Raw genomic sequence first — 25,019 nt, forward strand, 5'->3', positions numbered from 1 at the left:
GGGCGGCGGTCCGAACTGCCCGGGGTACTGCCCTGACATGCGCGCTCCTGAGCTGGTGAGGACCGGCACCGAGGGCGGTGCGACCGGTTCCGCACACCGTACCGCCCGGCCCGGCCGCTCCGGAGGGCTTCCGTCCGCCCGCTGCCGCATCGGTATCCCGCCGGTACCGCGCCGCTACTGAGCCGGGGTCACCTGCGGGCGCGCGGCGCGGGTCCTGCCGGATCGGGCCCCCGCGGACCCGGCCCCGGCCCGCGGGGCGGGTGTCAGTCCGGCGGCGCCAGGGTGCCGGTCGCCAGGGCGTCGGTGGCGGCCTGGGCGAGGCTGCGGCCGAGGGCGGCGGCCTGGGCGAGGGCGGTGTCGAAGGCGGCGAGGCGGGCGAAGGCGGCACCGAGTCGCTGCTGGGCGGGGAGCGGGAGGCGGGGCAGTTCGACCCGTCGGATGTCGAGCCGGGCGGTGGTGGTGGCGTGGCTGGCGGCGCGCCGGGTGCCGGCGGTGGAGCGGAACTGGCCGGCCAGGAACTCGGGGTCGAGGGCGGCCGGGTCGGGCCGCAGGAGGTGGAGCTGGCGGCCGAGGGCGGCGCCGACCAGCGGGCCCTCGGCGGGGACGACCCGGGCGGTGCCGCCGCCGAGGGCGGGGACCAGGACGTCGCCGGGGCGGGTGCGGACGTCCCCGGCCGGGCCGGGGCCTGCGGCCAGGACGGCGCTGGGCGCGGCGCCGGTGGCGAGGTCCTGGTCGGTGACGACGGGGGTGCCGCCCGAGCCCGCCCCGGCCGGCCGGGTGGCGGCGCCGGTGCCGGAGGAGTGCACCTCCAGCGCGCCGCCGCGGACCAGCTCGCCGATGGTGACCACCCCGACGGGAGCCGTACCGGACGCCCCGCCGGGCGCCGCGCCGGCCACCCCGCCGGACGCGGCACCTGACGCGGCGCCGGGCCGCGGCAGCAGCGCAACCGGGTCGGGCAGGCCGGCCAGCAGCTCGGCCAGCCGGCCGCCGAGGTGGGAGAGTTCGGCCGCGCCGCCGAGCGGGGCGGCGGGCGGGACGTGCCGGGCCGGGGAGAGGTCGGTCTCGTCGTCGAGCAGGTCGATGGCGGCCATCGCCCGGTGGACGCCGGGACGGTCGGCGGGGACCGGCAGGCCCTCGCGCGCGGCGAGGTCGAAGCCGCGCCAGGCCTCCAGGACGGTGCGGCGCAGCTCGGTCCAGTCGACCTTGTCCCGGCCGCCCTCGGCGGCCTGCGTCCCGGCGGCCCCGCCCGGACCGGCGAGCGCCGCCCCGGCGTCGAGCATCAGCACCTGGCGGAAGTCGGCGCCCGGCCGGGGTGCGCGCAGCACCCACAGGTGCAGCGGGACGCCGTACGGCGGGGCGGCGCCGGCCGGCAGCGCGATGACGGCCCGCAGCGCGCCGGAGCGGAGCAGTTCGGCCCGGATGCGGCGGCCGGCCCGGCGGGCGGCGACGGTCGGCGGGAGCAGCAGGGCGGCGAGGCCGCCGGGGCGGGTGTGCGCCAGGCAGTGCAGCACCCAGGCGAGTTCGGACTCGCCGCGCGGCGGGACGAGCCCGCCGGGCCAGCGGGTGTCGAACTGCAGCTCGTCGTGGCCCCAGTCGCGCTCGTTGTACGGGGGCTGGCAGAGCACGGCCTCGAAGGTGTCGCCGGGGAAGCCGTCGGCGCGCAGGGCGTCGTCGGCCCGCAGGTCGAGCGGGAGCGGGCCGGGCTCGTCGGCGGGGGTGTGCAGGGCGATCCGGAGCCGGGCGAGGGCGGCGGTGACCGGGTCGGCGTCCTGGCCGTAGCGGCCGGTGGTCGGCGGGTGGGCGAGCAGGACGGAGCCGAGGCCGACGGCCGGGTCGAGCACGGTGGCGGGGACGCCGGCGACGGCGGCGAGCAGTTCGGCGGCCTCCGGCGGGGTGGGGCTGAGCTGCCGGGTGTTGGCCTCGGCGTACCGGGTGAGCAGCTGCTCGTACGCGCCGACCGGGCCCGCCTGCGCGGCGAGTTCGGCGAGCAGCCGGGCGAGGTCCAGCTGGGTGCTGCCGAGCAGGCCCGGGAGGCCGAGGGTGCGGGCGCCGTCGGGGCCGAAGGCGTGCACGGCGGCGCCGGTGACGGCCCGGGGCAGCGCGAGGGCGAGCCGGGTGTCGGGCCGGTCGGCGAGCCCGGCCCACTGCGCGGGCTCGCGGTGCAGCAGCAGGAGCAGGGCGCCGGCCTCGACCAGCGGGGCGGCGGGGTGGCCGGCCGGGTCGCGGAGGGTGTCGACGAGCTGCCAGACCCGCTCCAGCAGCGGGAGTTCGGCGATCTTGCCCTGGGCGCGCAGCCAGGACTCGACCTCGGCGAGCGCGAAGGCCGGGCTGGCGTCGGTGCCGCCGACCGGGCGCGGGAAGTCGGGGTGGCGGCGGCGCCAGTTGCTGACCGCGGCCCGGCCGACGCCGGCCAGCCGAGCGATCTCGGCGGCGGTCACTTCGGGACGGTCCGGCACGGGGGCTCCTTCGGTGGGGGCTGCGACCGCACAGCCGGGGCGGGGGCGGGGGCTGTGACCGCACAGCATAGCGACGCACCCCTCGATCACAGTTCACATGTGAACAGAGTTCTTTTGTGAAATCGCATTGACATGGTTCACGGCCGAGTGGTGTGATCTCTCCGTCGCCACCGAACGGGGCGGCGCAGGGAAGACCACCGATCACCGGGAGACACCCATGTCCGCGAACGCCCGCCGCACCGCCGTCCGCCGCGCCACCGCCCGGCGCGGCGCCACCCGCCGCACCGCCGTCCTGCTGCTGGGCGCCGCGCTGGTCACCCTGAGCGCGACGGCGTGCAACTCCACCGGCGGCGCCTCCGTCTCGACGGAGGCGAACCAGACCGCGGCCGCCACCGGTTCCGAGGCCGCCAAGCCCGCCGGGGACAAGCCCGCCGACACCGGCAAGGCGCCCGCCAAGCTCGGCGACACCATCGCGCTCAAGGGCAACGACCCGGCCGACACCGCCGACGTGACGCTGGTGAAGGTGGTCGACAACGCCGAGGGCGAGGACGAGTTCACCCACCCGGCCGACGGCAAGCGCTTCGTCTCGGTCCAGTTCCGGATCAAGGCGAGCGGCAAGAAGGCCTACAGCGACGTCCCGGGCAACAGCGCCAAGGTGGTGGACGCCCAGGGCCAGGCCTTCGGCAGCACGATCGCGGACACCAAGGCCGGCCCGGGCTTCCAGGTCCCCGCCAACATCGCGCCCGGCGAGAGCGCCCTCGGCTTCGTCACCTTCGAGGTGCCGAAGGACGCCAAGCTCGACAAGGCCCAGTTCGGCCTCGACAGCGGCTTCGCCCCGCAGACCGGCCAGTGGAAGCTCGGCTGACGCATCCGTTCACAGCCGGCCGGCCGCCGCACCGCGTCAACCACGGCCGGCGCCCGTCCACACGAAACGGCGGCCCCGGGGCAGAGCCCGAGACCGCCGTGAACCACCTGGAGGGCGGAGGCCCTCCGGATGCCTACTTCTTCGCCCCCGCCAGGTCGTCGAACATGGCCGACAGGAACTCGGTGCACCAGCCCAGCAGTTCCCGGCCGACCAGCGGCTTACCGCCGATCCGCCCGGTGCTCGGGCGCGGCACCAGCAGCTGCTGGGCCGCCGCCTTCACCTGGCTGCGCGGGTAGAGCCGGTTCAGCCGCAGCTGCTGGGACTCCCGCAGCTCCACCGGCCCGAAGCGGACGTTGGAGCCCTGGAGGGTGATGTCCGAGATCCCGCACCGCCGGGCGTACAGCCGCAGCGCCGCGACCAGCAGCAGGTTCTCCACCGGCTCGGGCAGCTTGCCGTAGCGGTCCACCAGCTCGTCCCGGACCTGCTGGATGTCCTCCTCCGAGTTGACCGCGGCGATCGAGCGGTACGCCTGCAGCCGCAGCCGCTCGCCGGGTGCGTAGTCGTGCGGCACGTGGGCGTCGACGGGCAGCTCGATCTTCACCTCCAGCGGCTCCTCCTCCGGCTCCCCGCCGCCCGCCAGCGACTCGCGGAACTCCGCCACCGCCTCGCCGACCATCCGCATGTAGAGGTCGAAGCCGACGCCCGCGATGTGCCCGGACTGCTCGCCACCGAGCAGGTTGCCCGCGCCGCGGATCTCCAGGTCCTTCATCGCGACGTACATGCCGGCGCCCATCTCGGTGTGCTGGGCGATGGTGGCCAGCCGCTCGTGCGCGGTCTCGGTGAGCGGCTTCTCCGGCGGGTACAGCATGTACGCGTAGCCACGCTCGCGGCCTCGCCCGACCCGGCCGCGCAGCTGGTGCAGCTGGGAGAGGCCGAAGGTGTCGCCGCGCTCCACGATCAGGGTGTTGGCGTTGGAGATGTCGATGCCGGACTCCACGATCGTGGTCGACACCAGGACGTCGAACTCCTTCTCCCAGAAGTCGACGACGACCTTCTCCAGCTGGTTCTCCCCCATCTGCCCGTGCGCGGTGGCGATCCGCGCCTCGGGCACCAGGTCCTTCAGCCGGGCGGCCGCCTTGTCGATCGACTCCACCCGGTTGTGGATGTAGAACACCTGGCCCTCGCGCAGGAGTTCACGCCGGATCGCGGCCGAGATCTGCTTCTCGTCGTACGGCCCGACGAAGGTCAGCACCGGGTGCCGCTCCTCCGGCGGGGTGGTGATGGTGGACATCTCGCGGATGCCGGTGACCGCCATCTCCAGGGTGCGCGGGATCGGGGTCGCGGACATGGTGAGCACGTCCACGTTGGCGCGCAGCTTCTTCAGCTGCTCCTTGTGCTCGACGCCGAAGCGCTGCTCCTCGTCGACGATGACCAGGCCGAGGTCCTTGAACCTGGTCTCGGAGGAGAACAGCCGGTGGGTGCCGATGACGACGTCCACCGAGCCCTCGAACAGCCCCTCCAGCACGGCCTTGGCCTCGGTGTCGGTCTGGAAGCGGGACAGTGCCTTCACGTTCACCGGGAAGTTCGCGTAGCGCTCGGCGAAGGTCGAGAAGTGCTGCTGCACCAGCAGCGTGGTCGGCACCAGGACCGCCACCTGCTTGCCGTCCTGCACGGCCTTGAACGCGGCCCGCACGGCGATCTCGGTCTTGCCGTAGCCGACGTCGCCGCAGATCAGCCGGTCCATCGGGACGGACTTCTCCATGTCCGACTTGACCTCGGCGATGGTGGTCAGCTGGTCCGGCGTCTCCGCGTACGGGAAGGCGTCCTCCAGCTCCCGCTGCCACGGGGTGTCCGGGCCGAAGGTGTGGCCGGGGGCGGCCATCCGCGCCGAGTACAGCTTGATCAGGTCGGCGGCGATCTCCTTGACCGCCTTCTTGGCCCGCTGCTTGGTCTTCGCCCAGTCCGCGCCGCCGAGCCGGTGCAGCGTCGGGGCCTCGCCGCCGACGTACTTGGTGACCTGGTCGAGCTGGTCGGTCGGCACGAACAGCCGGTCGCCGGGGTGGCCGCGCTTGGCCGGGGCGTACTCCAGCACCAGGTACTCGCGGGTGGCGCCCTGGACGGTGCGCTGCACCATCTCGACGTACTTGCCGACGCCGTGCGCCTCGTGGACGACGTAGTCGCCGGCCACCAGCGCCAGCGGGTCGATCGCGTTGCGTCGGCGCGAGGGCATCCGGCGCATGTCCTTGGTGGAGGACTTCTGGCCGGACAGGTCGGTCTCGGTGATGACCGTGAGCTTCAGGTTCTCGTCGACGAAGCCGTGCTCGATCGAGCCGCAGGAGACGTGGACGACGTCCCGGGTGGGCGCATCGGCGAGGTCGGCGACCAGGCGGGCCGGGATGCCCTCGTTGCCCAGCACCTCGGCGAGCCGGGAGGCCGGGCCGTGGCCCTCGGTCACCATGACGACCCGCCAGTCGGCGGCCAGCCGCTCCTTGGCGTCGGCGATCGCCCGGGCGGTGTCGCCCCGGTAGGCCTCGACGGCGTGCATGCCGAGGGTCAGCGTGTTGGCGTCGCCGTGCCAACCAGCGACTCCGTCGCGGGCCGGGATGCCGTCGACGGTCGACTCGCTGGTCGCGAACGGGCTGACGGACCACCAGGGAAGCCCGATCTCGGCGGCGTGCTCGCGCACCTCGGCGAGCGAGCGCAGCGAGGCGGCGGAGACGTCGATGGCCTCCAGGTCGATCGGGCGGTCCCCGCCGGACGCGGCCGCGACCCAGGAGGCGTGCAGGAACTCCTGGCTGGTCGCCACCAGGTCGGCGGCCCGGGTGCGGACCCGCTCGGGGTCGCAGACCACCGCGACCGAGCCGAGCGGCAGCACGTCGACCAGCAGCTCCATGTCGTCCACCAGCACCGGCGCCAGCGACTCCATGCCCTCGACCGCGATGCCCTCGGCGATCCTGTCCAGGATCTCGGCCAGCCCGGGGTGCTCGGCGGACAGCTCGGCGGCCCGGGCCCGCACCTCCTCGGTGAGCAGCAGCTCGCGGCAGGGCGGCGCCCACAGACCGTGCTCGGCGATCTCCAGCGAGCGCTGGTCGGCGACCTTGAAGTAGCGGACCTCCTCGACCTCGTCGCCCCAGAACTCCACCCGCAGCGGGTGCTCCTCGGTCGGCGGGAAGACGTCCAGGATGCCGCCGCGGACGGCGAACTCGCCGCGCTTCTCGACCAGTTCGACGCGCGCGTAGGCGGCGGCGGAGAGCCGGCGGGCCACCTCCCCCAGGTCGTACGACTCACCGCGCCGGACGGCCACCGGTTCCAGCTCGGCCAGCCCCTTGACCTGCGGCTGGAGCACCGAACGGACCGGGGCGACCACCACCTGGACCGGCCCGGCCGCCGGGTCGTCCGCCCGCGGGTGCACGATCCGGCGCAGTACGGCCAGCCGGCGCCCGACGGTGTCCGAGCGGGGCGACAGCCGTTCGTGCGGCAGGGTCTCCCAGGCCGGGAACTCGGCGACGGCGTCGACGGGCAACAGGGAGCGCAGCGAGGCCGCGAGGTCCTCGGCCTCCCGGCCGGTCGCGGTGACGGCGAGCACCGGGCGGCCCCGGTCCCCGGCGGCCTGCCCGGCGAGCGCGCGGGCCAGCGCGGCGATGGCGAACGGCCGGGCGGCGGGCGGTCCGACCAGGTCCAGGTGGGGGCGTCCACCGGCCGCGGCTCCGGGGGCGGTGGCCGCCTCGATCGCCTCGGCGAGCGCCGCGTCCCGCGCGACGACATCGAGCAGTCCGGTCAGGCTCATCTGGGGTCTCTTCTTCGTCCCGTGGCTGATGCTGCCCCGGGGCGGCGAAGGCCCGCCGGGGCAACGCGAACGGCCCGGCACGCCGAGCGGCCGGGGGTCTCCAGCCTACGCCGCGGCAGGGACGCGCACGCGGTCCACGGCTTCGGCGAGGCCGGACCGGGGCCGTCCCGGACCCGCGCCGGGGCCGCGCCGGGGCTGGAAGGGGTCGAAAGGGGGCGATAGGGGGCGATAGGGGTCGGCAGGGGATCCGGAGCACCGGGCATCCGCGCGGCCACCCGGACGGGTTGTCAGGAACACGTCCGAGAACGAACGACTGGACGGAACACCGGACCGGCCGGTGGACGAACCAACCGGGAGCCGTCCCGAACGGGGCACGGCTATCCGCCACGAACTGGACATACTCCTGTCACTGGCCGTCCATGGAGATCGCGCACCATGGTGAACGTGCCCGCCGCACCCAACCGTGGGGGATGGCTGTGGAGGGCACTGTCGCACCCCCGATGGGGGTCGGAGGTGCGAGGCCGGGCGGCCCTGGGTGGGGGCGCCCGCCCAAGCGCCGGGAACCGTGGCGCCCTTTCCTGGAGGGCGCCACGGGTCTCGGCCTCTTTCGTTCCCGGGGACCTACCCCGTCGACCGCCGTCCTACCCCGAAGCCCGCCCGTCCTCCCCGGCCTCCGGCCCCGGCCCCGCCCGAGGGCCCGGGCGCGCCCGGCACGGCGAAGGCCCCGACCGCCTCTCACCGGGCGGTCGGGGCCTTCGCGACGCGTGGTCGGGCGCGCCGGTCAGCGGCGGTTGTAGCTCACCGTGTGGGGGGTCGCGTAGTCGCTGCCGTCGTCCACGATGATGATCTTCGGAACGATCCGGGTCTCGGCCTCCGAGGACCGCCCGTCGCCCTTCCCGGCAGCGGCCGGCCCGTCGACCGACTTCGCCTCGGCCGTTCCCTCAGCCGTTCCCTCCGCCGTTCCATCGGCCGCGCCCTCGGCCCCGGCCGTCCCCTCGACCGTCTCCTCGGCGGGCGCCGAGGCCGGCTTCGGCGGCACCGGGCCGGTCGCCACGGGCCCGCCGATGGCCCTGGTGGCACTGCTGCCGACCACCGGCGTCCGCAGCACGGTCGCCGACCTCTCCCGGGCGGGGGCCTCGGCCCCGGCGGGAGCCGCGGGAGTCAGGGTCTTGCGCAGGTCGGCCACCGGGATCTCCCCGGTGTCCGCCTCCGAGTCCACCGGCGAGGCGTCGACGACCGCGTCCACGACCGCGTCCGCGACCGCTTCCCGCTGCGCGGGGGGCGCCGGCGCCGCGGTGGGCACGACGGTCCCGACGGAGTCCTGGGCGGCCCGGGCGGCCGCGACGGCGGCCGCCGCCACCCCGGGCTCGATCTGGCCGACCGCCGCCCCGGTGAGCGAGGCCAGCGTGGCCTTGATGTGGTCCAGGTGCTGCTGCACCGTCTCCAGCCGGGTGTCGAACTCGCGCTGCTCGCGCTCGCTCTCCGCGTTGATCTTCTCGGCCTCCCGGCGGGCCTGCTCGACCAGCTTGTCGGCCTTGGCCTGGGCGTCCGTCTCCAGCTGCTTGATCCGGTTCAGCACCGTCTCCCGCTGCTGCTCCGCCTCCTTGACCTTGCGCTCGGCGGTCGCCGAGACCTCGGTGTCCTCGGCGTCGGCCGCGGCCTGGGCGGCGGCGAAGGTCTCGTCGGCCTTGCGGCGACGGGCGGCCAGCTCGGCCTCGGCCTGCTCGCTGGCCTCGGCGGCGGCCACCCGCACCTTGGCGGCGTACGCGGTCGCGGTGTCCCGGGCGGAACGGCTCTCCCGGTCGGTGTCGGACCGGATGCCCTCGGCCTCGGCCCGGGTCCGCTCCTCGGTGCGGCGGGCGGCCGCGTCCGCGTCGGTACGGGTCGTGGTGCTGTACTCCTTGGCGGCGCGGTCGGCGGCCTGCCCCGCCTCGTAGACCTCGTCCCGCAGGTCCTCGGCGAAGCGCTCGGCCTTCTCCCGGACGGCGCGCGCCTCGTTCTCGGCCATCGCGGCCAGTCCGGCGGCCTGCTCGCTGAGCACCTGGTAGTCGGGTTCCGGGGCCTCCTCGGCAGTCCGGCGGATGTCGGCCAGCCGGGCCTCCATCTGCCGGATGCCGGCGCCCAGGACGCTCAACCGTTCCCACGCCTCGTCACGCTGCGCGGTGAGGGCGGCGAGGGCTCGGTCGACCTGCTCGGGCACGTAGCCACGGCGGGCCTGGGTGAAGCCGTACTGGGGGACGGCGTCGCTCATGGGCTCTTCCCCTCGTTTCGCGGGCTGCGGAGCCCATGATCGGACGGAACGGACGGATCCGGAACCGGTTCGGTGCCCCGGGCCGGATTCCGTCGTCGTGCGGACCGGAATATGTCGAGGACGAGACGAATAGACCCATCCTCTTGACCTATTTTGCGCAGATCTGGGCGAAACCCCAACGAGGCACAGCTGCGTAGGCATGCCGGAAGGGCCGTTCCGGACACCGGAACGACCCCTCCCACCTGCGAGGACCTGCGACGGTCCGCTACAGCAGGCCGTCCCAGAACTGCTCCAGCAGCACGGCCCACCAGGTGTCCGCGTTCTGCAGGGCCGCCGGGTCGATCGCGGCGAGCTGGGCCTGGAAGTCGGTCGTCCAGCGACCGGCCTGGTCCGGGGTCAGCCCGTACCGCAGCCGCCACATCCGGCCCAGCAGGGCCATCGAGCGGACGAACTCCGGTACACCGCTGTTGACGAACCGGGGCGGCTGGCCGGTTCCCTCGATGTCCACGGCCACCACGTGCGCGGTGCCGTACTGGACGCACAGCTGCCGTCCGTAGTCGTTGCCCAGCACCAGGTAGCCGCCGAAGTCCGGGCCCGCGGCCAGGCCGCGCTCGGCGGCCAGCTCGGCGAGCGTCGGGATCGGGCGGCCCTCCTGCGCCTGCGCCCAGAAGAACGGCCCGAAGTCGCGCGGCAGCCCGGCCCACATCAGGGTCTGGGACACCGGCTCGGGCACGCCCTGGCGGGAGACGGCGCGCTGCTCGTACCGGAACAGGTTCTGCCCGAAGGCGGCGCCGGTCTCCTGGGCGAGCTGCTGCGGCGGGAGCGGCGGCAGCGCCTGGACCGTCCCGGGTGCGGGCGGCGGCACCCGGAACGGGCGGACCCGCTGGGCGCCGGACGCCAGCTGGTGCAGCTCGTCCAGGTGGTCGAGCAGCTCGGCCATCCCGGCCTGCCGGGACGCGTGGTCGCGGCCGTACGGGGCGGTGTGGGTGAGCCGGACGTTCGGCCAGGACGCGGCGATCATGCGGTTGCAGTAGCCGCCCGGCAGGTCGCAGGACTCCAGCTCGGTGTAGAGCTCCAGCACCTGCTCCGGCGGCACGTTGAGCCGGCGCAGGTCCTGCAGGATCTTCCACTCCGGGTGCGGGGTGCCGGGCTCGCTGCGGTGCAGCAGCTTCTGCTCCGAGCCGTCCGGGCCCCGGTAGCTGAGCGCGGCGAAGTACCCCGGGCCGACCGCGGGCACCCCCGGGGGCACCGGCGCGGCCTGCGGCGAACCGGGCACCGCCGGCGGGACGATCCCCGCGGCACCGCCCGTGTTCGGGTAGCCGTAGCCGGCCGCAGGCGCGGCGGGGGCCGCCGGGCCGCCGGGCGGCGGCGGGACGGCGGGACCGCCGGACGGCGGGGTGCCCGGGTCCGCCGGGCCGCCCAGCAGCGCCGGGTCGATCGCGCCCGCCAGCTGGGTCGCCTCGTACGCCGTACCGGAGGCGGACGGGCCGGCGGACGGCGCGCCCTGCGGGGCCGGCGGGGCCTCCCCACCGCGCAGGCCCGCCGGGGGCGGAGGCGGCGGGGCGGAGGCCGCGCCGCGGCCGCCGGAACCGGCCGGGGCGGCGACGGGCGTACCGGAGCCCGGGGTGTGCTTCAGCCCGGCCGGCGGGGGCGGCGGCGGGGCCGAACCCGCACCGCGTCCGAGTCCGGCGGGGGCGGCGCCCGCACCGGGGGCACCGGCGGGGCCACCGCGCAGCGCGGCCGGCGGGGGCGGCGGCGGGACCGAGCCGGCACCGCGTCCGAGTCCGCCCTGCGGCGCGGCGCCCTCCGGGGCACCGGGGACGGGGGCACCGGGCAGGCCGGCGAGGCCGGGCATGCCGCCCGGCGGGGCCAGCATCGTCGGGGCGTGCTCCGCCTGCGGACCAGCGGCGGGCGGGGCGGCCGGGGCACCCGGCAGGCCCATCAGCCCGGGCATGGCGTCCGGCGAGGCGAGCAGGGTCGGCGCCGGCTCGGCGGCCGGGGCGGGTGCCGGGGCCTGGGCCGGCGGGGCGGCCGGCGGCTCGGCGAACGGCGGCTGCGCCCCCTGCGGCCGGTCGGCGAACGGCGGGACCGGGGGCATGCCGGGGCCGCCGCTCGTCGGCGGCATCAGCATGGTCGCGGCCTCGGCACCCGCCGGCGCGGCGGGCCCGGGCAGGTCCGAGCCGGTGATCCGCAGCCCCTCGGGCATCAGGACGGTGGCGGCGTCGGCCCCGTCCGACGGGCCCGGCACACCGGGCACACCGGGCGCGTCGGGGGCGACCGGAGCCACGGGCGGCGGCAGCGGCGCGACGGCCTGCGGCTGCGGCGAGGGCTGCGGAGCGACGACCGGCTCCTCGTGCCCGGGCGGCGGCGCGAGCATGGTGGGCGCGTCCCCGGCGGGCCGGCCGGAGACCGGCGGCTCGGTCAGCACGGCCGGGACGGGCAGCGGCGCGGGAACGCGCTGCGGCGCCGGAACGGGCTGCTCCTCGACGGGCGTGGCAGCGGCGGCGCCAGGCACGGCAGCGGCAGCAGCGGCCGCGACCGGAGTCTCGGCGCCCTGCGGCCCGGCCGGGGCCGTCCCGAGCCGCTCCGCCTCCGCCGCGATCGCCGCGGCCCCCGCCTCCTGGAGCCACTGCGGCGGGCTGAGCAGGAAGGAGGTGGCCTCCACCGGTCCGGGCGCGGGCTTCGCCGCCCCGGCCGGGTTGGCCGCCACCGGCCGCCCGTAGACCTCCTCGTACTGCCGGACCACCTCGTTGACGGGCAGCGCGGGCCACAGCGTGCTGGCGCCCGAGTCCCGGGCGATCACCAGCCGTGCCTCCCCCGTGCCGCCGCCCGCACCGCCCGTGCCCTCGGCCGGGCCCGCGGGCGCGACCGCCCAGCAGACGAAGCCCAGGTCGAACTCCCGGACCCGCACCTCGCGCTGCTGCGAGCGCGGCACCCCGCCGTTGATCCACTCCTCGGCGAGCTCCTGCGCCTGCGCGTACGTCACCACGCCCGGTTCACCCCTGTCCGCATCCTCTTCGTCCCCCGTTCCACCGACACCACCGCGACCATCGCGACCACCGAGACCACGCGCCTCAGCCCATCGGGACGGCCCGGGCGAACCCGCCGTCCACCATCAGCTCCGCGACCGTCTCCAGCTCCGGCGGGCTGCCCGCCAGCCTCAGCAGGAAAGCGTCGAAGTCCTCGCCGCAGGGCAGCAGCAGCCGGGCGCAGCGGTCCTCCGGGGCCTCCGGGGCGCCGGTGTCGCGGGCGTCGTCGTGCAGGTGGAACCAGACCGAGCCGGTCCGCTCGCCGCGCACCTTGAGCGCGACCAGGCCGCCCTGGGCGTAGGCGACGGCCAGGTAGTCCTTGGTGAGGTGGTCGCGCAGGCACTTGTTGGCGTACACGACGTCCGCGGTGCCGTACTCCTCGGTGAGCGTCAGGAAGGGCTGGTCGAGCAGCAGTCCGAGCTCGGTGTCCAGCGCCACGCCGACCGGGGTGCGGCCGCCGCCCAGCTTGAGGAAGGTGCGGTAGGCGTCGGGCAGCCGGTAGCCGAGGCGCTGCTCGGCGCGCTGCACCAGGTCCTCGGGGACGCCGATCGGGTCGCCGCCGTCCCCGGCCAGCGAGAAGTGCACCGCCCGGCGCTCCTGCAGGGGGCGGGTGCCGCGGCGGGTGTGGTCGGCGCCGGAGGTGGCCAGGCCGCCGTGGTGCCGCAGCAGCGCCTTGACCTCGACCGGCACGAGCTCCATCCGCCGCCAGCCGGGGGCGGCCCGGCCGACCGCGTGGTGCCAGGTCCAGCCGGGCGGGGTGGCGACGGCGGTCGGGAGGTCGGCCCAGAGCGGGTGGCCCTGGGTGTAGAGCGCGGCGTTGGCCGACACGTAGTCGGTCAGCCGCAGCTCGTCCACGCCGAAGCCCTCCGGCGGGTCGGCCACCTCGGCCGCGGCGGCGGCGTACGGGCCGAAGTCCGGAAAGCCGTACTCGTCCACCCTGACCCCGGCGGGGTGCCGCTCCGCGCGGACCGGGTCCGGGAAGTGCACCACCTGACCTGCGTACGCCGCGTTCGGTGCGGCGGCGACGCCGGGCCGACCTGTCGTCATCTGGGAGCCCCCACTGGCTGCTGCAAATACGGTGCCTGCTGGGCACCAGCCTAGGGCCTGCCTTCAACCCCCCGTCCGTCAGGCGGACGACGGGGGAGCGACGGCGGGCCCCGGGGGCGGCGCACGGCCGGGACCTCGCCCGGAGCCCGCCCGGAACCCCGCCCGGAGCCTTTCCCGGAACCCGTCCGGAGCCTTGCCCGAAGCCTTGCCCGGAGCCTTGCCCGGAGCCGCGCCCGGGAGCGTCCCCGACGTCACAACCGCGCGCCCAGCGCCCGCCCCAGCGCCTCGGCCACCCGCAGCTGCCCGGCCTCGGTGAGGTGGGGGTGCAGCGGCAGGCTGAGCAGTTCACGGGCGGCCCGCTCGGCGACCGGGAACGTCCCTTCGCGGTGCCCGAGGTGATGGAACGCGGGTTGCCGGTGGACCGGCAGCGGGTAGTGCACCCCGGCGCCGATCCCGGCCGCCCGCAGTTCGGCCAGCACCGCGTCGCGGTCCCGGCCGGGGCCGATCCGTACCGGGTACAGGTGCCGGACGTGCTCGTTGCCGGGCGCGGTGCGGGGCAGGGCGAGCCCGTCCAGCCCGCCCAGCAGCTCGTCGTAGCGGGCGGCGGCGGCCCGGCGGGCGGCGTTCCAGGCGGGCAGCCGGCGCAGCTTGGCGCGCAGCACGACGGCCTGCAGCGCGTCCAGCCGGGAGTTGAAGCCGAACCGTTCGTGCCGGTACCGGTCGCGGGCGCCGTGGTCGCCGATCAGCCGGACGGCGCCGGCCAGGGCGTCGTCGTCGGTGAGCACCGCCCCGGCGTCGCCGTAGGCGCCGAGGTTCTTGCCCGGGTAGAAGCTGGTGGCCGCGATCCGCCCGTACCGGCTCCGCCCGTGCTGGCGGGCGCCCTGGGACTGCGCCGCGTCCTCCACCACCGGCTTTCCGTCGGCCGCCGCCAGCAGCGGCCCCATCGGGGCGAGTTGGCCGAAGAGGTGGACGGGCAGCAGCGCGGCCGCGCCGGGCAGCGCGGTGGCGGCCCGCTCCGGGTCCATCAGCAGGTACTCCGGGTCGGCGTCGACCAGCACCGGGCGCAGCCCGGCCCGCAGCACGGCCTCGGCGGTGGCGACGAAGGTGTTGGCGGGCAGCACCACCCCGCTGCCGGGTGGCAGGCCCAGGGCGCGCAGGGCCAGTTCGAGGGCGTCGGTGCCGTTGGCGGCGCCCACGCAGTGCCGGGCACCGGCGAAGGCCGCGTACTCGCGCTCGAAGGCGGCCACCTCGGGGCCCTTGACGAAGGCTCCGGAGGCGAGCACCCGGTCGAAGCCGGCCCGCACCTCGTCCGCCACCTCGGCGTGCGCCGCCGCCAGATCGACCAGCGGGACGCACTCCCGCACCGGATCCCGCGCCGCGCCCCCGCGCACCGGCCCGCTCACCGGGCGGCCTCCGCCCCGGTCCGGGCCGCCGCGCCCACCGGGACGGTGGCGCCGCCGAGTTCGAGGCTGAGCGAGGCCGCCTCCAGCAGCTGCAGCACCCGCACCCCGGCCCGGCCGTCGGTGAGCGGGGCCCGGCCCTCGGTGATGGCGGCCGCGAACTCGGCCATCACGTTGCGCAGCGCCTCCTGCTCGACCAGTGCGGGCGCGACCATCTCGCCGACCCGGTAGGAGATCAGCGCCCGGTGCCGGATCGCGTCGGTCAGCCGGTCGGGCGGGGTGAGGTCGACCCCGCGGTCGTGCACGGCCAGCCGCGCCTGCGGGTTGAGGTCGTCCCAGACCAGGGTGCGCCGCGAGCCGCCGATCAGGGTGGTGCGGACCTTGGTCGGGGAGAGCCAGTTGACGTGGCAGTGCGCCAGCGCGCCGTTGCTGAGCCGGACCGTCAGGTACGCGACGCAGGCGCGGCCGGCCCCGATCGGGTCGGCGCCCTGGGCGGACACCCCGACCGGCTCGACCCCGGGCGGCAGCACGAAGTCCAGGATCGACAGGTCGTGCGGGGCGAGGTCCCACAGCACGTCCACGTCCGGCTGCACCAGGCCGAGGTTGATCCGCACCGAGTCGAAGAACTGGACGTCCCCGATGTCCCCGCCGTGGACCAGTTCGCGGATCCGCCGCACCGCCGGGGTGTAGCAGAAGGTGTGGTCGCACATCAGCACCAGCCCGCGCCGCTCGGCCAGGTCGACCAGTTCCTGGGCCTCGGCGGCGGAGGTGGTGATCGGCTTCTCCACCAGGACGTGCTTGCCGGCCTCCAGGGCCGCCCGCACCAGCGCGTAGTGGGCGCCCGCCGGCGTGGCCACCGCGACCGCGCCGACCCGCCCGTCCGCCAGTACCCGCCGGTAGCTGTCGGTCGCCCCGACGGTGCTGTACTCCCCCAGCACCGCCCGGGCCTTGGCCTCGTCCAGGTCGCACAGCCAGTGCAGCCGCAGCGCCGGGGTGTGCTGCGCGTTGCGGACCAGCTTCGGGCCCCAGTAGCCGGCCCCGACCACGGCCAGTCCCACCGGGTGTTCGGGCACCGGCCGGGGCGGCTCGTCCGGTGCGGGCACGTGTCCGCCGGGTGCCTGGTTGGCGGTCTGCCAGTGCTCGTCCTGCGGTTCCGACGTCATCGCACGAGCCCCTTCGCTCAGCGCCGGGGCGGGCGACAGGCCTTCCCCGGCGGCCTCAACGTCCGGCGCGGGCACCGGAGTCGGGCTGCCGGCGGCTGTCCGCACGGTCGGCCGCGTCCCCTTCGGCTCGCTGCCGGAACGGTACCGGCCGGGCACCGGGCCCGGGGGCCGTTTCGGTAGATCGGCGGACAAGTCGTGACGGGCGGGTGCGTGTTCGGCCGGCATCGGGCGGCCGCCGGCCGGCCCGCCGCGGCACCGGCCGCCGCCGCACCCCGGTTGTGCGGTTGTCAGTACCGTTTGACAGGCTTGCCCCGGACCGGCCCGGTCACTCCGGCCGATGCCGGGTTACGAGGAGGAGGACGACGGATGACCACCGGTGAGCCGGCGGGCCCGCCCGTGCTGCGCCACCACCGCGACAGCCTGCTGCCCGCCGTCGCCGCCGCGCTGTCGCTCAAGGGCGGCGAGGTGCACACCCTGGCGGGCGACAAGGACCCGCGCCGCCCGGTGCTGCACCACCTGGTCGCCGACTTCCTGGACACCCTGCCGGCGGAGGCCCGCGAACGGTTCACCGGCCGCTGCCCGGAGGCCGTCCTGCTCTCCCAGCACCTGGCCGCGGTCGACGGCCGGCGCTCCAAGCGCGCCGCCCGCAAGCCGATGACCCTGCAGGAGGCCCGGAAGTCGCTCAAGGGCGCCCGGATGACGACCGTGCGCATCCGCGAGGAGGACGACCCGGCGCACGGCAGCCACGCCCCGCCGTGCCGCTCCTGCGCTCCGATGCTCGAGCACTTCACCGTACGCAGCGTCGCCGTCGGACCGCCCGCGCACTGACCGGCCGAGCGCCGGCACGTCCCCCGTCCCCCAGCCCTGGAGTCCGTCCTGAACCCGCCGATCCCGTCCCCACCGGCCACCCTCTCCCCCGCCGGCACCCGGACCCGCCCGCGCTTCCCCGCCGACGTCGCCGCCGAGCTCAAGGCGGCCGGCTGGCACCCCGGCCGCTGGGAGATCCGGCAGGCCGAGGAGTGGGCCGACGCCCTGGCCGGGTACGGCGCGCCCGCCGGCGTACGGCACGCGGTGTTCCCTGCGGCGGTGGAGGCCTGGGCCGAGTTCGGCGGCCTCGCCTTCGACCTGTCCGGCCCGGGCCGCCAGCTGGCCCGCACCCCGTTCCTGATCGACCCGCTGTGCGGGCTGCACCAGCCGCGCACCCTGCTCGACCTGGGCCGGGCGCTGGGCACCCGGCTGGCCCCGCTCGGCGAGGAGGCGTACGGGCAGGCGCTGCTGGCCGTCGACGAGGAGGGCCGGGTCTACAGCCTGGACCACACCGGCGAGTGGTTCCTCGGCCACGGCATCGACCAGGCGATCTCCACCCTCGTCCTGGGCACCGCCCCCGAGCGGCTGCGCACCGCCGAGGAGTACTGACGGCCGGGGGCCGGGGACGGCACAGCGCAGCCGCTCAGCGCAGCCGCTCGGCCCGCACCGCCAGCCGGGACGGCAGCACCGCCTCGATCCGGAACCCGCCGTCCGCCTCCGGCCCGGAGGAGAAGGTGCCGCCCAGCGCGATCACCCGCTCCCGCATCCCGACCAGCCCGTTGCCGCCGCTGGGCAGCTTCGCCGCGCCCCGCTCCCCGCCGGGGCAGGCGTTCACCACGGCCACCCGCACCCCGTTCGGCGCGTACGAGAGCAGGACGGACACCTGGGCGCCGCCCGCGTGCTTGTGCGCGTTGGTCAGGCCCTCCTGGACGACCCGGTAGGCGGTCTGCTCGGCCTCGCCGGTGAACTCCTGCCGGCTGCCGCTGACCGTCAGGGTCACCGCCATCCCGGCCGCGCGGGACTGGTCGACCAGCCGCGGCAGCCCGGCCAGCGAGTCCGGCTCCGGCTGCCGTTCGTCGTCCATCCGCAGCACCCCGAGGATCTCGCGCAGTTCGTTCAGCGCCTGCCGGCCCACCTCGCCCATCAGCTTGGCGCTCTGCGCCGCCTTGTCCGGGTCCTTGCCGGCGATCCGCTCCAGCGCCCCGGCGTGCACCACCATCAGGGACACCCGGTGCGCCACCACGTCGTGCATCTCCCGGGCGATCCGGGTGCGCTCCTCCAGCCGGGCCCGGCGGGCGCGCTCCTGCGCCTGCTCGGCCAGCAGGTCCAGCTCGGTCTCCAGGCCGTGGGCGCGGTCCTTGAGCGACTCGATCAGCCGCCGCCGCGCGCCGACGTACAGTCCGGTCACCACCGGGGCGACGGTCAGCCCGACCGACACCAGCAGCGACAGCAGGATCTGACCCCACAGCGGCGGCGGGTCCATCATGTCGCCGGGCGTCATCAGCGACACCGCCATCACCGCGGCCGCCTCGGCGAAGGCCAGCCCGGACAGCGCCACCACCCGGCGCCGGCGCGAGGGCCACTCCCAGGTCGAGGCCAGCGTGTACAGCGCCACCACCAGCAGCACCACGCCCAGCATGCCGGGCATCACCAGCAGCGTCACCAGTACCGGGACGGCCGGCCAGCGCCGGCGCACCACCAGCGAGCCGCCGGCCAGCGTGCCGAGCACGGCTATGCCGACCGCTCCCGCGGTGCTGACGTGTATCCGGGCGGAGAGGAAGGCGATCGTGCTGGCCGCGCACTCCACCGCGGCGAGCAGCCCCAGCCCGACGTCCAGGAAGGCGCTGCGCGGCCGCTTCCACCACCAGAACCACCGGACCGGCATGCGCTCCCCAGGCGACTTGCTCATGCCCCACAGCGTAAGCGGCAACCCCCTCCCCTCCCCACCGGGATCTCCCGGCACACCCCCCGAAGCCGCCAAGTGGTCCAGACCACAGGTGGTTTTCGGCAGCCCTGTCCGCCATCCGGCCACCTCGCGGACAGCACCCGCCCCGACACCTATGCTGGTCGCGTCGGACAGCGCGGTCCGCACGCGTCACACCCGCCACACCCGTGTGGACCTGTGACGATGAGCCGTTGCCGAACCCCACCACCAGAGGGAGCCAGCCGTGACCGCTCCGGTCCCCACCCCGGCGGACAGCCCCACGCCCGTCGTCGCCGACAACGCCGCCCTGCGTGCGGACATCCGACGCCTCGGCGACCTGCTGGGCGAGACGCTGGTCCGCCAGGAGGGCCCCCAGCTGCTGGGCCTGGTCGAACAGGTCCGCCTGCTGAGCCGCACCGACGGCGAGGCCACCGCCGAACTCCTCTCCGACATCGACCTGGACACCGCCGCCAAGCTGGTCCGGGCGTTCTCCACCTACTTCCACCTCGCCAACGTCACCGAGCAGGTGCACCGCGGCCGCGAGCTCGCCACCCGCCGCGCCCGGGAGGGCTCGCTGCTCGCGCAGACCGCCGACCAGCTCGCCGAGGCCGACCCCAAGCACCTCCAGAACACCCTGGCCCACCTCGCGGTCCGCCCGGTCTTCACCGCGCACCCCACCGAGGCCGCCCGCCGCAGCGTCCTCAACAAGCTGCGCCGGATCGGCGAGCTCCTCGACCGCATCCACCGCGACGAGGTCACCTCCGGCCTGGCCGCCGCCGACCAGGCCCGCACCAGCAGCGCCAAGCGCTCCGCCGACCGCCGCCTGGCCGAGGTCATCGACCTGCTCTGGCAGACCGACGAGCTGCGCATCGCCCGCCCCGAGCCCACCGACGAGGCCCGCAACGCCGTCTACTACCTGGACGAGCTCTACCGCGAGGCCGTCCCCGAGGTCCTGGAGGAGCTGCACGAGGAGCTCGCCCGGGTCGGCCTGAGCCTGCCCGACGGCGTGCGGCCGCTCACCTTCGGCACCTGGATCGGCGGCGACCGCGACGGCAACCCCAACGTCACCCCGCAGGTCACCTGGGACGTCCTCAACCTCCAGCACGAGTACGGCATCAAGGACGCGCTCTCCGCGATCGACGACCTGCGCAACACGCTCTCCACCTCCGAGCGGCTGGCCGGCGCCTCGGTCGAACTGCTCGCCTCGCTCAACACCGATCTGCACCTGCTCCCCGAACTCAGCCCGCGCTACAAGCGGATGAACGCCGAGGAGCCCTACCGCCTCAAGGCCACCTGCATCCGGCTCAAGCTGGAGAACACCCGCGAGCGGCTGGCCGGCGGCACCCCGCACGTCGAGGGCCGCGACTACCTCGGCACCCGCGAGCTGATCGCCGACCTGCGGCTGATCCAGGACTCGCTGCGCGCCCACCGCGGCGAGCTCATCGCCGACGGCCGCCTCGCCCGCGCCATCCGCACCGTCGAGGCCTTCGGCCTGCAGCTCGCCACCATGGACGTGCGCGAGCACGCCGAGGCCCACCACCACGCCCTCGGCCAGCTCTTCGACCGGCTCGGCGAAGAGGCCTGGCGCTACGCCGACATGCCCCGCGAGTACCGGCAGAAGCTGCTCGCCAAGGAGCTCCGCTCGCGCCGCCCGCTCGCCCCCACCCCGGCCCCGCTGGACGAGGCCGGCACCAAGACCCTCGGCGTGTTCAACACGATCCGCCAAGGCTTCGAGCGCTTCGGCGACGAGATCGTCGAGAGCTACATCATCTCCATGTGCCAGGGTGCCGACGACGTCTTCGCGGCCACCGTGCTGGCCCGCGAGGCCGGTCTGATCGACCTGCACGCCGGCATCGCCAAGATCGGCATCGTGCCGCTGCTGGAGACCACCGACGAACTCCAGCAGGCCGACCGCATCCTCGACGAGATGCTCTCCGACCCGTCCTACCGCCTGCTCGTCTCGCTGCGCGGCGACGTCCAGGAGGTCATGCTCGGCTACTCCGACTCCTCCAAGTTCGGCGGCATCACCACCTCCCAGTGGGAGATCCACCGCGCCCAGCGCCGCCTGCGCGACGTCGCCCACCGCTACGGCATCCGGCTGCGCCTGTTCCACGGCCGCGGCGGCACCGTCGGCCGCGGCGGCGGCCCCTCGCACGAGGCCATCCTGGCCCAGCCCTGGGGCACCCTGGAGGGCGAGATCAAGGTCACCGAGCAGGGCGAGGTCATCTCCGACAAGTACCTGCTCCCCTCGCTGGCCCGGGAGAACCTGGAGCTGACGATCTCCGCCACGCTCTCCGCCTCCGCGCTGCACACCGCCCCGCGCCAGGCCCCCGAGTCGCTGGCCCGCTGGGACGCCGCGATGGACCAGGTCTCCGAGGCCGCCCACACCGCCTACCGCGGCCTGGTCGAGCAGGAGGACCTGCCGAAGTACTTCTTCGCCGCCACCCCGGTCGACCAGCTCGCCTCGCTGCACCTGGGCTCCCGCCCGTCCCGCCGCCCCGACTCCGGCGCCGGCCTGGACGGCCTGCGGGCCATCCCGTGGGTGTTCGGCTGGACCCAGTCCCGGCAGATCGTCCCCGGCTGGTTCGGCGTCGGCTCCGGCCTCGCGGCCGCCCGCGCGGCGGGCCTCGGCGGCGTGCTGGACGAGATGTACGGCGAGTGGCACTTCTTCCGCAACTTCCTGTCCAACGTCGCCATGACGCTGGCCAAGACCGACCTGCGGATCGCCCAGCACTACGTCGAGCAGCTGGTGCCCGGCGAGCTGCGCCACGTCTTCGACGAGATCAAGGCCGAGCACGCGCTCACCCTGCGCGAGCTGCTGCGGCTCACCGGCGAGAACGAACTGCTGGAGCACAACCCGGTGTTGAAGCAGACCTTCGCCGTCCGCGACGCCTACCTCGACCCGATCTCCTACCTCCAGGTCGCGCTGCTGCGCCGCCAGCGCGAGGAGCTCTCGGCCGGGCGTCAGGACGACCCGCTGCGCGCCCGCGCGCTGCTGCTGACCGTCAACGGCATCGCCGCCGGCCTGCGCAACACCGGCTGACGGCCGCCCGAGAACGGCCGATGGGCCGGTGTCCCGTCCGGGACACCGGCCCATCGCCGTGAGGTTCCTGATCCGCGCGGGTGCTACTCCGCCGCCTCGCCCGCGCGCCTGCGCTTCAGCCACAGCGCCGCGCCGCCGGCCGCCACCACCAGGCCGCCGCCGACCGCCAGCAGCCCGGCGTCGGGGCCCATCGAATCGCCGAGCACCGGGCCGAACTGCGCCGCCGCCGGCTCCGGGGAGACCGCCGGGTCCGACTCGGCCACCGGCTCCGCGTGCGCCAGCGCACCGCTCGACAGCAGGACGCCGGCCGCCCCCAGCGCACCGGCCGTACCGACCCGCCGCCCGAGCCGCTTCAGCTCGACCACCCGGCCCCGCCGCACTCGGCGGACCGGACGCAATCCCCGCATCGAGAACTCCCCAGGACTCGTTCGCGTACCCGGTCGACGCTATCCGATCCCGCACGGGGTTCTCACACCGATTCAGGTGTGGACGGGCAAGCGTTGTACGACCGTTGCGTACCCGCACACGGTCCTGACGGACGGTCAGCGGCGATCAGGAGTTGTACGTGCCCTGGGCCCGCTCCAGCCCCTCGGACAGCAGCGCCTCCACCGCGTCCGCCGAGCGGTCCACGAACCACTCCAGCTCCTTGCGCTCGGTCGAGGAGAAGTCCTTCAGCACGAAGTCCGCGACCTCCATCCGGCCCGGCGGACGGCCGATCCCGCAGCGCACCCGGTGGTAGTCCGGGCCCAGCGACTTGGTGATCGACTTCAGGCCGTTGTGGCCGTTGTCCCCGCCGCCCAGCTTCAGCCGCAGCGCCGCGTAGTCGATGTCCAGCTCGTCGTGGACCGCGATCAGCGCCGAGGCCGGCGCCTTGTAGAAGTCGCGCAGCGCCGTCACCGGCCCGCCGGAGAGGTTCATGAAGGACATCGGCTTGGCCAGCACCACCCGCTTGCCCGCCAGCCGTCCCTCGGCCACCTGCGCCCGGCTCTTGTGCGCCTTGAACCTGGCGCCCATCCGCTGCGCCAGCAGGTCCACCACCATGAAGCCGATGTTGTGCCGGTTCCGGGCGTACTGATCCCCGGGGTTGCCCAGCCCCACCACCAGCCAGGGGCCGTCGTAGTCCTCGCTCATGCGCCCACCTCGCTGCGCTCGGCGGCCGCTTCGCGGACCGCGCACCTCTCCATGGCTCGCTCGCTGCGCTCGCTCACGCTTCTCTCCTCGCCTTCGCGCTCGACGTCATCATCCCGGACACACCGCTGCCCCGGTCGCTCCAGCGGGAGCGACCGGGGCAGCGGTCTCAGCTATTGGGCGTCAGGAGGCTCAGGCCTCGGTGCCCTCGGCCTCGGCGGCCTCGTCCTCGACCGGGGCGGCCTGGGCGGCGATGACCTGCAGCACGACGGCGTCGGCGTCGACGGCCAGCGAGACGTTGGCCGGCAGGACGATGTCCTTGGCGTGGATGGAGGCGCCGGCCTCCAGGCCCTCGACGGAGACGGTGACCGACTCGGGCAGGTGGGTGGCCTCGGCCTCGATCGGCAGGGACTGCAGGACGTGCTCCACCAGGTTGCCGCCCGGGGCCAGCTCGCCCTCGGTGTGGACCGGGATCTCGACGGTGACCTTCTCGCCGCGCTTGACCAGCAGCAGGTCGACGTGCTCGATGGTGCGCTTGATGGCCTCGCGCTGGACGGCCTTCGGCAGCACGTACTCGTCCTTGCCCTCGATCGGCACGACCAGCAGGGCGTTCGGGGTCTTCAGGGCCATCATCAGGTCGTGGCCGGGCAGGTTCAGGTGAACCGGGGCGTGGCCGTGGCCGTAGACGACACCGGGGACGAAGCCGGCGCGGCGGGCACGACGGGCGGCACCCTTGCCGAACTCGGAACGGGTCTCAGCGGCAATACGGATCTCGGACACGACTGCACTCCTCGTGGAAATGGCGCGGGGGTGCAGGCAACGCGAAAAACCGCCGGGACCACACCCTCAGTACGTTCGGGGGTCACTCGGCGGCAACGGCCTGCCGGGCGGACGGGAGTCCGGCACCGGCAGCGCGTCGATCACGGATCGGGCACCCGTCGAACGGGCACACGGCATCCCTCGCCGAGCAGTTTCACGAGTCTAACCGCACCTGCGGCCTCCCGCGAAATCGGCGGCGGCCCCGGTCCGTCCGGACCGGGGCCGCCTGCACGGGCCTTCGTCAGTGCACACCCTCGAAGAGGCTGGTCACCGAGCCCTCCTCGAAGACCTCGCGGATCGCGGCGGCGATCGACGGGGCGATGGAGAGGGTGGTGATCTTGTCCAGCTGGAGCTCCGCCGGGGTGGGCAGCGTGTTGGTGAACACGAACTCGCTGACCCGCGAGTTCTTCAGCCGGTCCGCGGCCGGGCCGGAGAGGACACCGTGGGTGGCGGCGACGACGACGTCCGCGGCGCCGTTGTCGAACAGCGCGTCGGCCGCGGCGCAGATGGTGCCGGCGGTGTCGATCATGTCGTCGACCAGCACGCAGACCCGGCCCTCGACGTCACCGACGACGTCGGCCGACAGGATGGTGTTGGCCTGGGTGATGTCGCGGCGCTTGTGGATGATCGCCAGCGGGGCGTCCAGCCGGTCGCACCACTGGTCGGCGACCTTCACCCGGCCGGCGTCCGGCGAGACGACCGTCAGCTTGGAGCGGTCGACCTTCCCGCCGATGTAGTCGGCCAGCAGCGGCAGCGCGAACAGGTGGTCCACCGGGCCGTCGAAGAAGCCCTGGATCTGCGCGGTGTGCAGGTCCACGGCCATCAGGCGGTCCGCACCGGCCTGGCGCAGCAGGTCGGCGATCAGCCGGGCCGAGATGGGCTCGCGGCCGAGGTGCTTCTTGTCCTGGCGGGCGTAGCCGTAGAACGGCAGGATCGCGGTGATGCTCTTGGCGGAGGCCCGCTTCAGAGCATCGATCATGATCAGCTGCTCCATGATCCACTGGTTGATGGGAGCCGTGTGGCTCTGCATCACGAAGCAGTCCGCGCCGCGCGCGGAGTCCAGGAAGCGGACGTAGATCTCGCCGTTGGCGAAGTCCAGGGCCTTGGTGGGGACCAGCTCGGTCCCGAGTGCCGCGGCCACCTCCCCCGCCAGCTCCGGGTGGGCACGGCCGGAGAAGAGCTTCAGCTTCTTCTCACCCGACGTCGTGATCCCGCTCACTGCACCGTCTCCTCGCGTTGCGAACGCTGAACCCTCGACCCGGTGGCGGGCAGGCAGGGCCCGCTCGTGGCACGGGTAGGG

Annotated in this window: 16 protein-coding genes; 4 read left to right on the forward strand and 12 right to left on the reverse strand. The window is 75.1% G+C overall.

Annotated features, from left to right (window positions below):
- Nucleotides 1-263: 263 nt before the first annotated feature.
- A complete protein-coding gene (locus ACFVVA_RS24335) occupies nt 264-2,456 on the reverse strand; it encodes an N-6 DNA methylase (RefSeq protein WP_387692574.1) in 2,193 nt (730 codons plus the stop codon).
- A gap of 217 nt (nt 2,457-2,673) precedes the next feature.
- Between ACFVVA_RS24335 and ACFVVA_RS24340 the strand changes: the two genes are divergently transcribed.
- Nucleotides 2,674-3,321 carry a DUF4352 domain-containing protein gene (locus tag ACFVVA_RS24340; RefSeq protein ID WP_387692576.1) on the forward strand — a complete coding sequence of 216 codons (648 nt, stop codon included), beginning with the start codon at nt 2,674-2,676 and terminating at the stop codon, nt 3,319-3,321.
- Between the two features lie 133 nt (nt 3,322-3,454).
- Here ACFVVA_RS24340 and mfd read toward each other — a convergent pair whose 3' ends face one another.
- The 6 genes from mfd to ACFVVA_RS24370 form a co-directional block, all read right to left on the reverse strand.
- Complete coding sequence (gene mfd / locus ACFVVA_RS24345) at nt 3,455-7,108, reverse strand: transcription-repair coupling factor (RefSeq protein WP_387692577.1); 3,654 nt, start codon at nt 7,106-7,108, stop codon at nt 3,455-3,457.
- A 781-nt stretch (nt 7,109-7,889) separates the two neighbouring features.
- Complete coding sequence (locus ACFVVA_RS24350; protein WP_387692578.1) at nt 7,890-9,359, reverse strand: hypothetical protein; 1,470 nt, start codon at nt 9,357-9,359, stop codon at nt 7,890-7,892.
- A 265-nt stretch (nt 9,360-9,624) separates the two neighbouring features.
- Entirely contained in the window at nt 9,625-12,348 is a 2,724-nt protein-coding gene (locus tag ACFVVA_RS24355) for an SUKH-4 family immunity protein (protein WP_387692580.1), read from the reverse strand.
- A gap of 85 nt (nt 12,349-12,433) precedes the next feature.
- Nucleotides 12,434-13,435 (reverse strand): SMI1/KNR4 family protein, encoded by a 1,002-nt coding sequence (locus tag ACFVVA_RS24360; protein WP_387692582.1) that lies wholly within the window; start codon nt 13,433-13,435, stop codon nt 12,434-12,436.
- 251 nt (nt 13,436-13,686) lie between these two features.
- Nucleotides 13,687-14,838, reverse strand: coding sequence for a DegT/DnrJ/EryC1/StrS family aminotransferase (locus tag ACFVVA_RS24365; RefSeq protein WP_387692584.1), 1,152 nt, complete (start codon nt 14,836-14,838; stop codon nt 13,687-13,689).
- Nucleotides 14,835-15,998 carry a Gfo/Idh/MocA family protein gene (locus tag ACFVVA_RS24370; protein ID WP_387692586.1) on the reverse strand — a complete coding sequence of 388 codons (1,164 nt, stop codon included), beginning with the start codon at nt 15,996-15,998 and terminating at the stop codon, nt 14,835-14,837. Before ACFVVA_RS24370 ends, ACFVVA_RS24365 begins: the two co-directional genes overlap by 4 nt.
- A 366-nt stretch (nt 15,999-16,364) precedes the next feature.
- Here ACFVVA_RS24370 and ACFVVA_RS24375 point away from each other — a divergent pair, with 366 nt between their 5' ends.
- Together ACFVVA_RS24375 and ACFVVA_RS24380 are read left to right on the forward strand one after the other, a co-directional pair.
- A complete protein-coding gene (locus tag ACFVVA_RS24375; RefSeq protein ID WP_359910045.1) occupies nt 16,365-16,826 on the forward strand; it encodes a YwqJ-related putative deaminase in 462 nt (153 codons plus the stop codon).
- Nucleotides 16,827-16,886: 60 nt separating this feature from the next.
- Nucleotides 16,887-17,414 (forward strand): SUKH-3 domain-containing protein, encoded by a 528-nt coding sequence (locus ACFVVA_RS24380; protein WP_359910060.1) that lies wholly within the window; start codon nt 16,887-16,889, stop codon nt 17,412-17,414.
- Nucleotides 17,415-17,448: 34 nt separating this feature from the next.
- Here ACFVVA_RS24380 and ACFVVA_RS24385 read toward each other — a convergent pair whose 3' ends face one another.
- Nucleotides 17,449-18,714: a sensor histidine kinase gene (locus tag ACFVVA_RS24385; RefSeq protein WP_380539354.1), complete on the reverse strand. Its 1,266-nt coding sequence runs from the start codon at nt 18,712-18,714 to the stop codon at nt 17,449-17,451.
- 259 nt (nt 18,715-18,973) lie between these two features.
- Here ACFVVA_RS24385 and ppc point away from each other — a divergent pair, with 259 nt between their 5' ends.
- Complete coding sequence (gene ppc / locus ACFVVA_RS24390) at nt 18,974-21,772, forward strand: phosphoenolpyruvate carboxylase (RefSeq protein WP_387692589.1); 2,799 nt, start codon at nt 18,974-18,976, stop codon at nt 21,770-21,772.
- An 83-nt stretch (nt 21,773-21,855) separates the two neighbouring features.
- Here ppc and ACFVVA_RS24395 read toward each other — a convergent pair whose 3' ends face one another.
- The 4 genes from ACFVVA_RS24395 to ACFVVA_RS24410 form a co-directional block, all read right to left on the reverse strand.
- On the reverse strand, nt 21,856-22,179 hold the full coding sequence (locus tag ACFVVA_RS24395; RefSeq protein ID WP_387692591.1) for a hypothetical protein: 324 nt from the start codon (nt 22,177-22,179) through the stop codon (nt 21,856-21,858).
- A gap of 145 nt (nt 22,180-22,324) precedes the next feature.
- Nucleotides 22,325-22,903, reverse strand: coding sequence for an aminoacyl-tRNA hydrolase (gene pth, locus ACFVVA_RS24400; RefSeq protein WP_387692593.1), 579 nt, complete (start codon nt 22,901-22,903; stop codon nt 22,325-22,327).
- 189 nt (nt 22,904-23,092) lie between these two features.
- The gene (locus ACFVVA_RS24405; protein ID WP_387692595.1) at nt 23,093-23,680 is read right to left on the reverse strand and encodes a 50S ribosomal protein L25/general stress protein Ctc; all 588 of its coding nucleotides are present in this window, start codon (nt 23,678-23,680) and stop codon (nt 23,093-23,095) included.
- A 280-nt stretch (nt 23,681-23,960) separates the two neighbouring features.
- On the reverse strand, nt 23,961-24,938 hold the full coding sequence (locus ACFVVA_RS24410) for a ribose-phosphate diphosphokinase (RefSeq protein WP_387692597.1): 978 nt from the start codon (nt 24,936-24,938) through the stop codon (nt 23,961-23,963).
- Between the last annotated feature and the right edge of the window lie 81 nt (nt 24,939-25,019).

The organism is Kitasatospora sp. NPDC058048, assembly GCF_042885555.1.
Lineage (GTDB): Bacteria > Actinomycetota > Actinomycetes > Streptomycetales > Streptomycetaceae > Kitasatospora > Kitasatospora lactacystinica.

Bases quoted from the DNA above. Each gene is read 5' to 3' on its own strand.
- ACFVVA_RS24340 (WP_387692576.1), top strand. From the start codon at position 2,674: ATGTCCGCGAACGCCCGCCGCACCGCCGTCCGCCGCGCCACCGCCCGG.
- mfd (WP_387692577.1), bottom strand. From the start codon at position 7,108: ATGAGCCTGACCGGACTGCTCGATGTCGTCGCGCGGGACGCGGCGCTC.
- ACFVVA_RS24350 (WP_387692578.1), bottom strand. From the start codon at position 9,359: ATGAGCGACGCCGTCCCCCAGTACGGCTTCACCCAGGCCCGCCGTGGC.
- ACFVVA_RS24360 (WP_387692582.1), bottom strand. From the start codon at position 13,435: ATGACGACAGGTCGGCCCGGCGTCGCCGCCGCACCGAACGCGGCGTAC.
- ACFVVA_RS24370 (WP_387692586.1), bottom strand. From the start codon at position 15,998: ATGACGTCGGAACCGCAGGACGAGCACTGGCAGACCGCCAACCAGGCA.
- ACFVVA_RS24375 (WP_359910045.1), top strand. From the start codon at position 16,365: ATGACCACCGGTGAGCCGGCGGGCCCGCCCGTGCTGCGCCACCACCGC.
- ACFVVA_RS24385 (WP_380539354.1), bottom strand. From the start codon at position 18,714: ATGAGCAAGTCGCCTGGGGAGCGCATGCCGGTCCGGTGGTTCTGGTGG.
- ACFVVA_RS24395 (WP_387692591.1), bottom strand. From the start codon at position 22,179: ATGCGGGGATTGCGTCCGGTCCGCCGAGTGCGGCGGGGCCGGGTGGTC.
- pth (WP_387692593.1), bottom strand. From the start codon at position 22,903: ATGAGCGAGGACTACGACGGCCCCTGGCTGGTGGTGGGGCTGGGCAAC.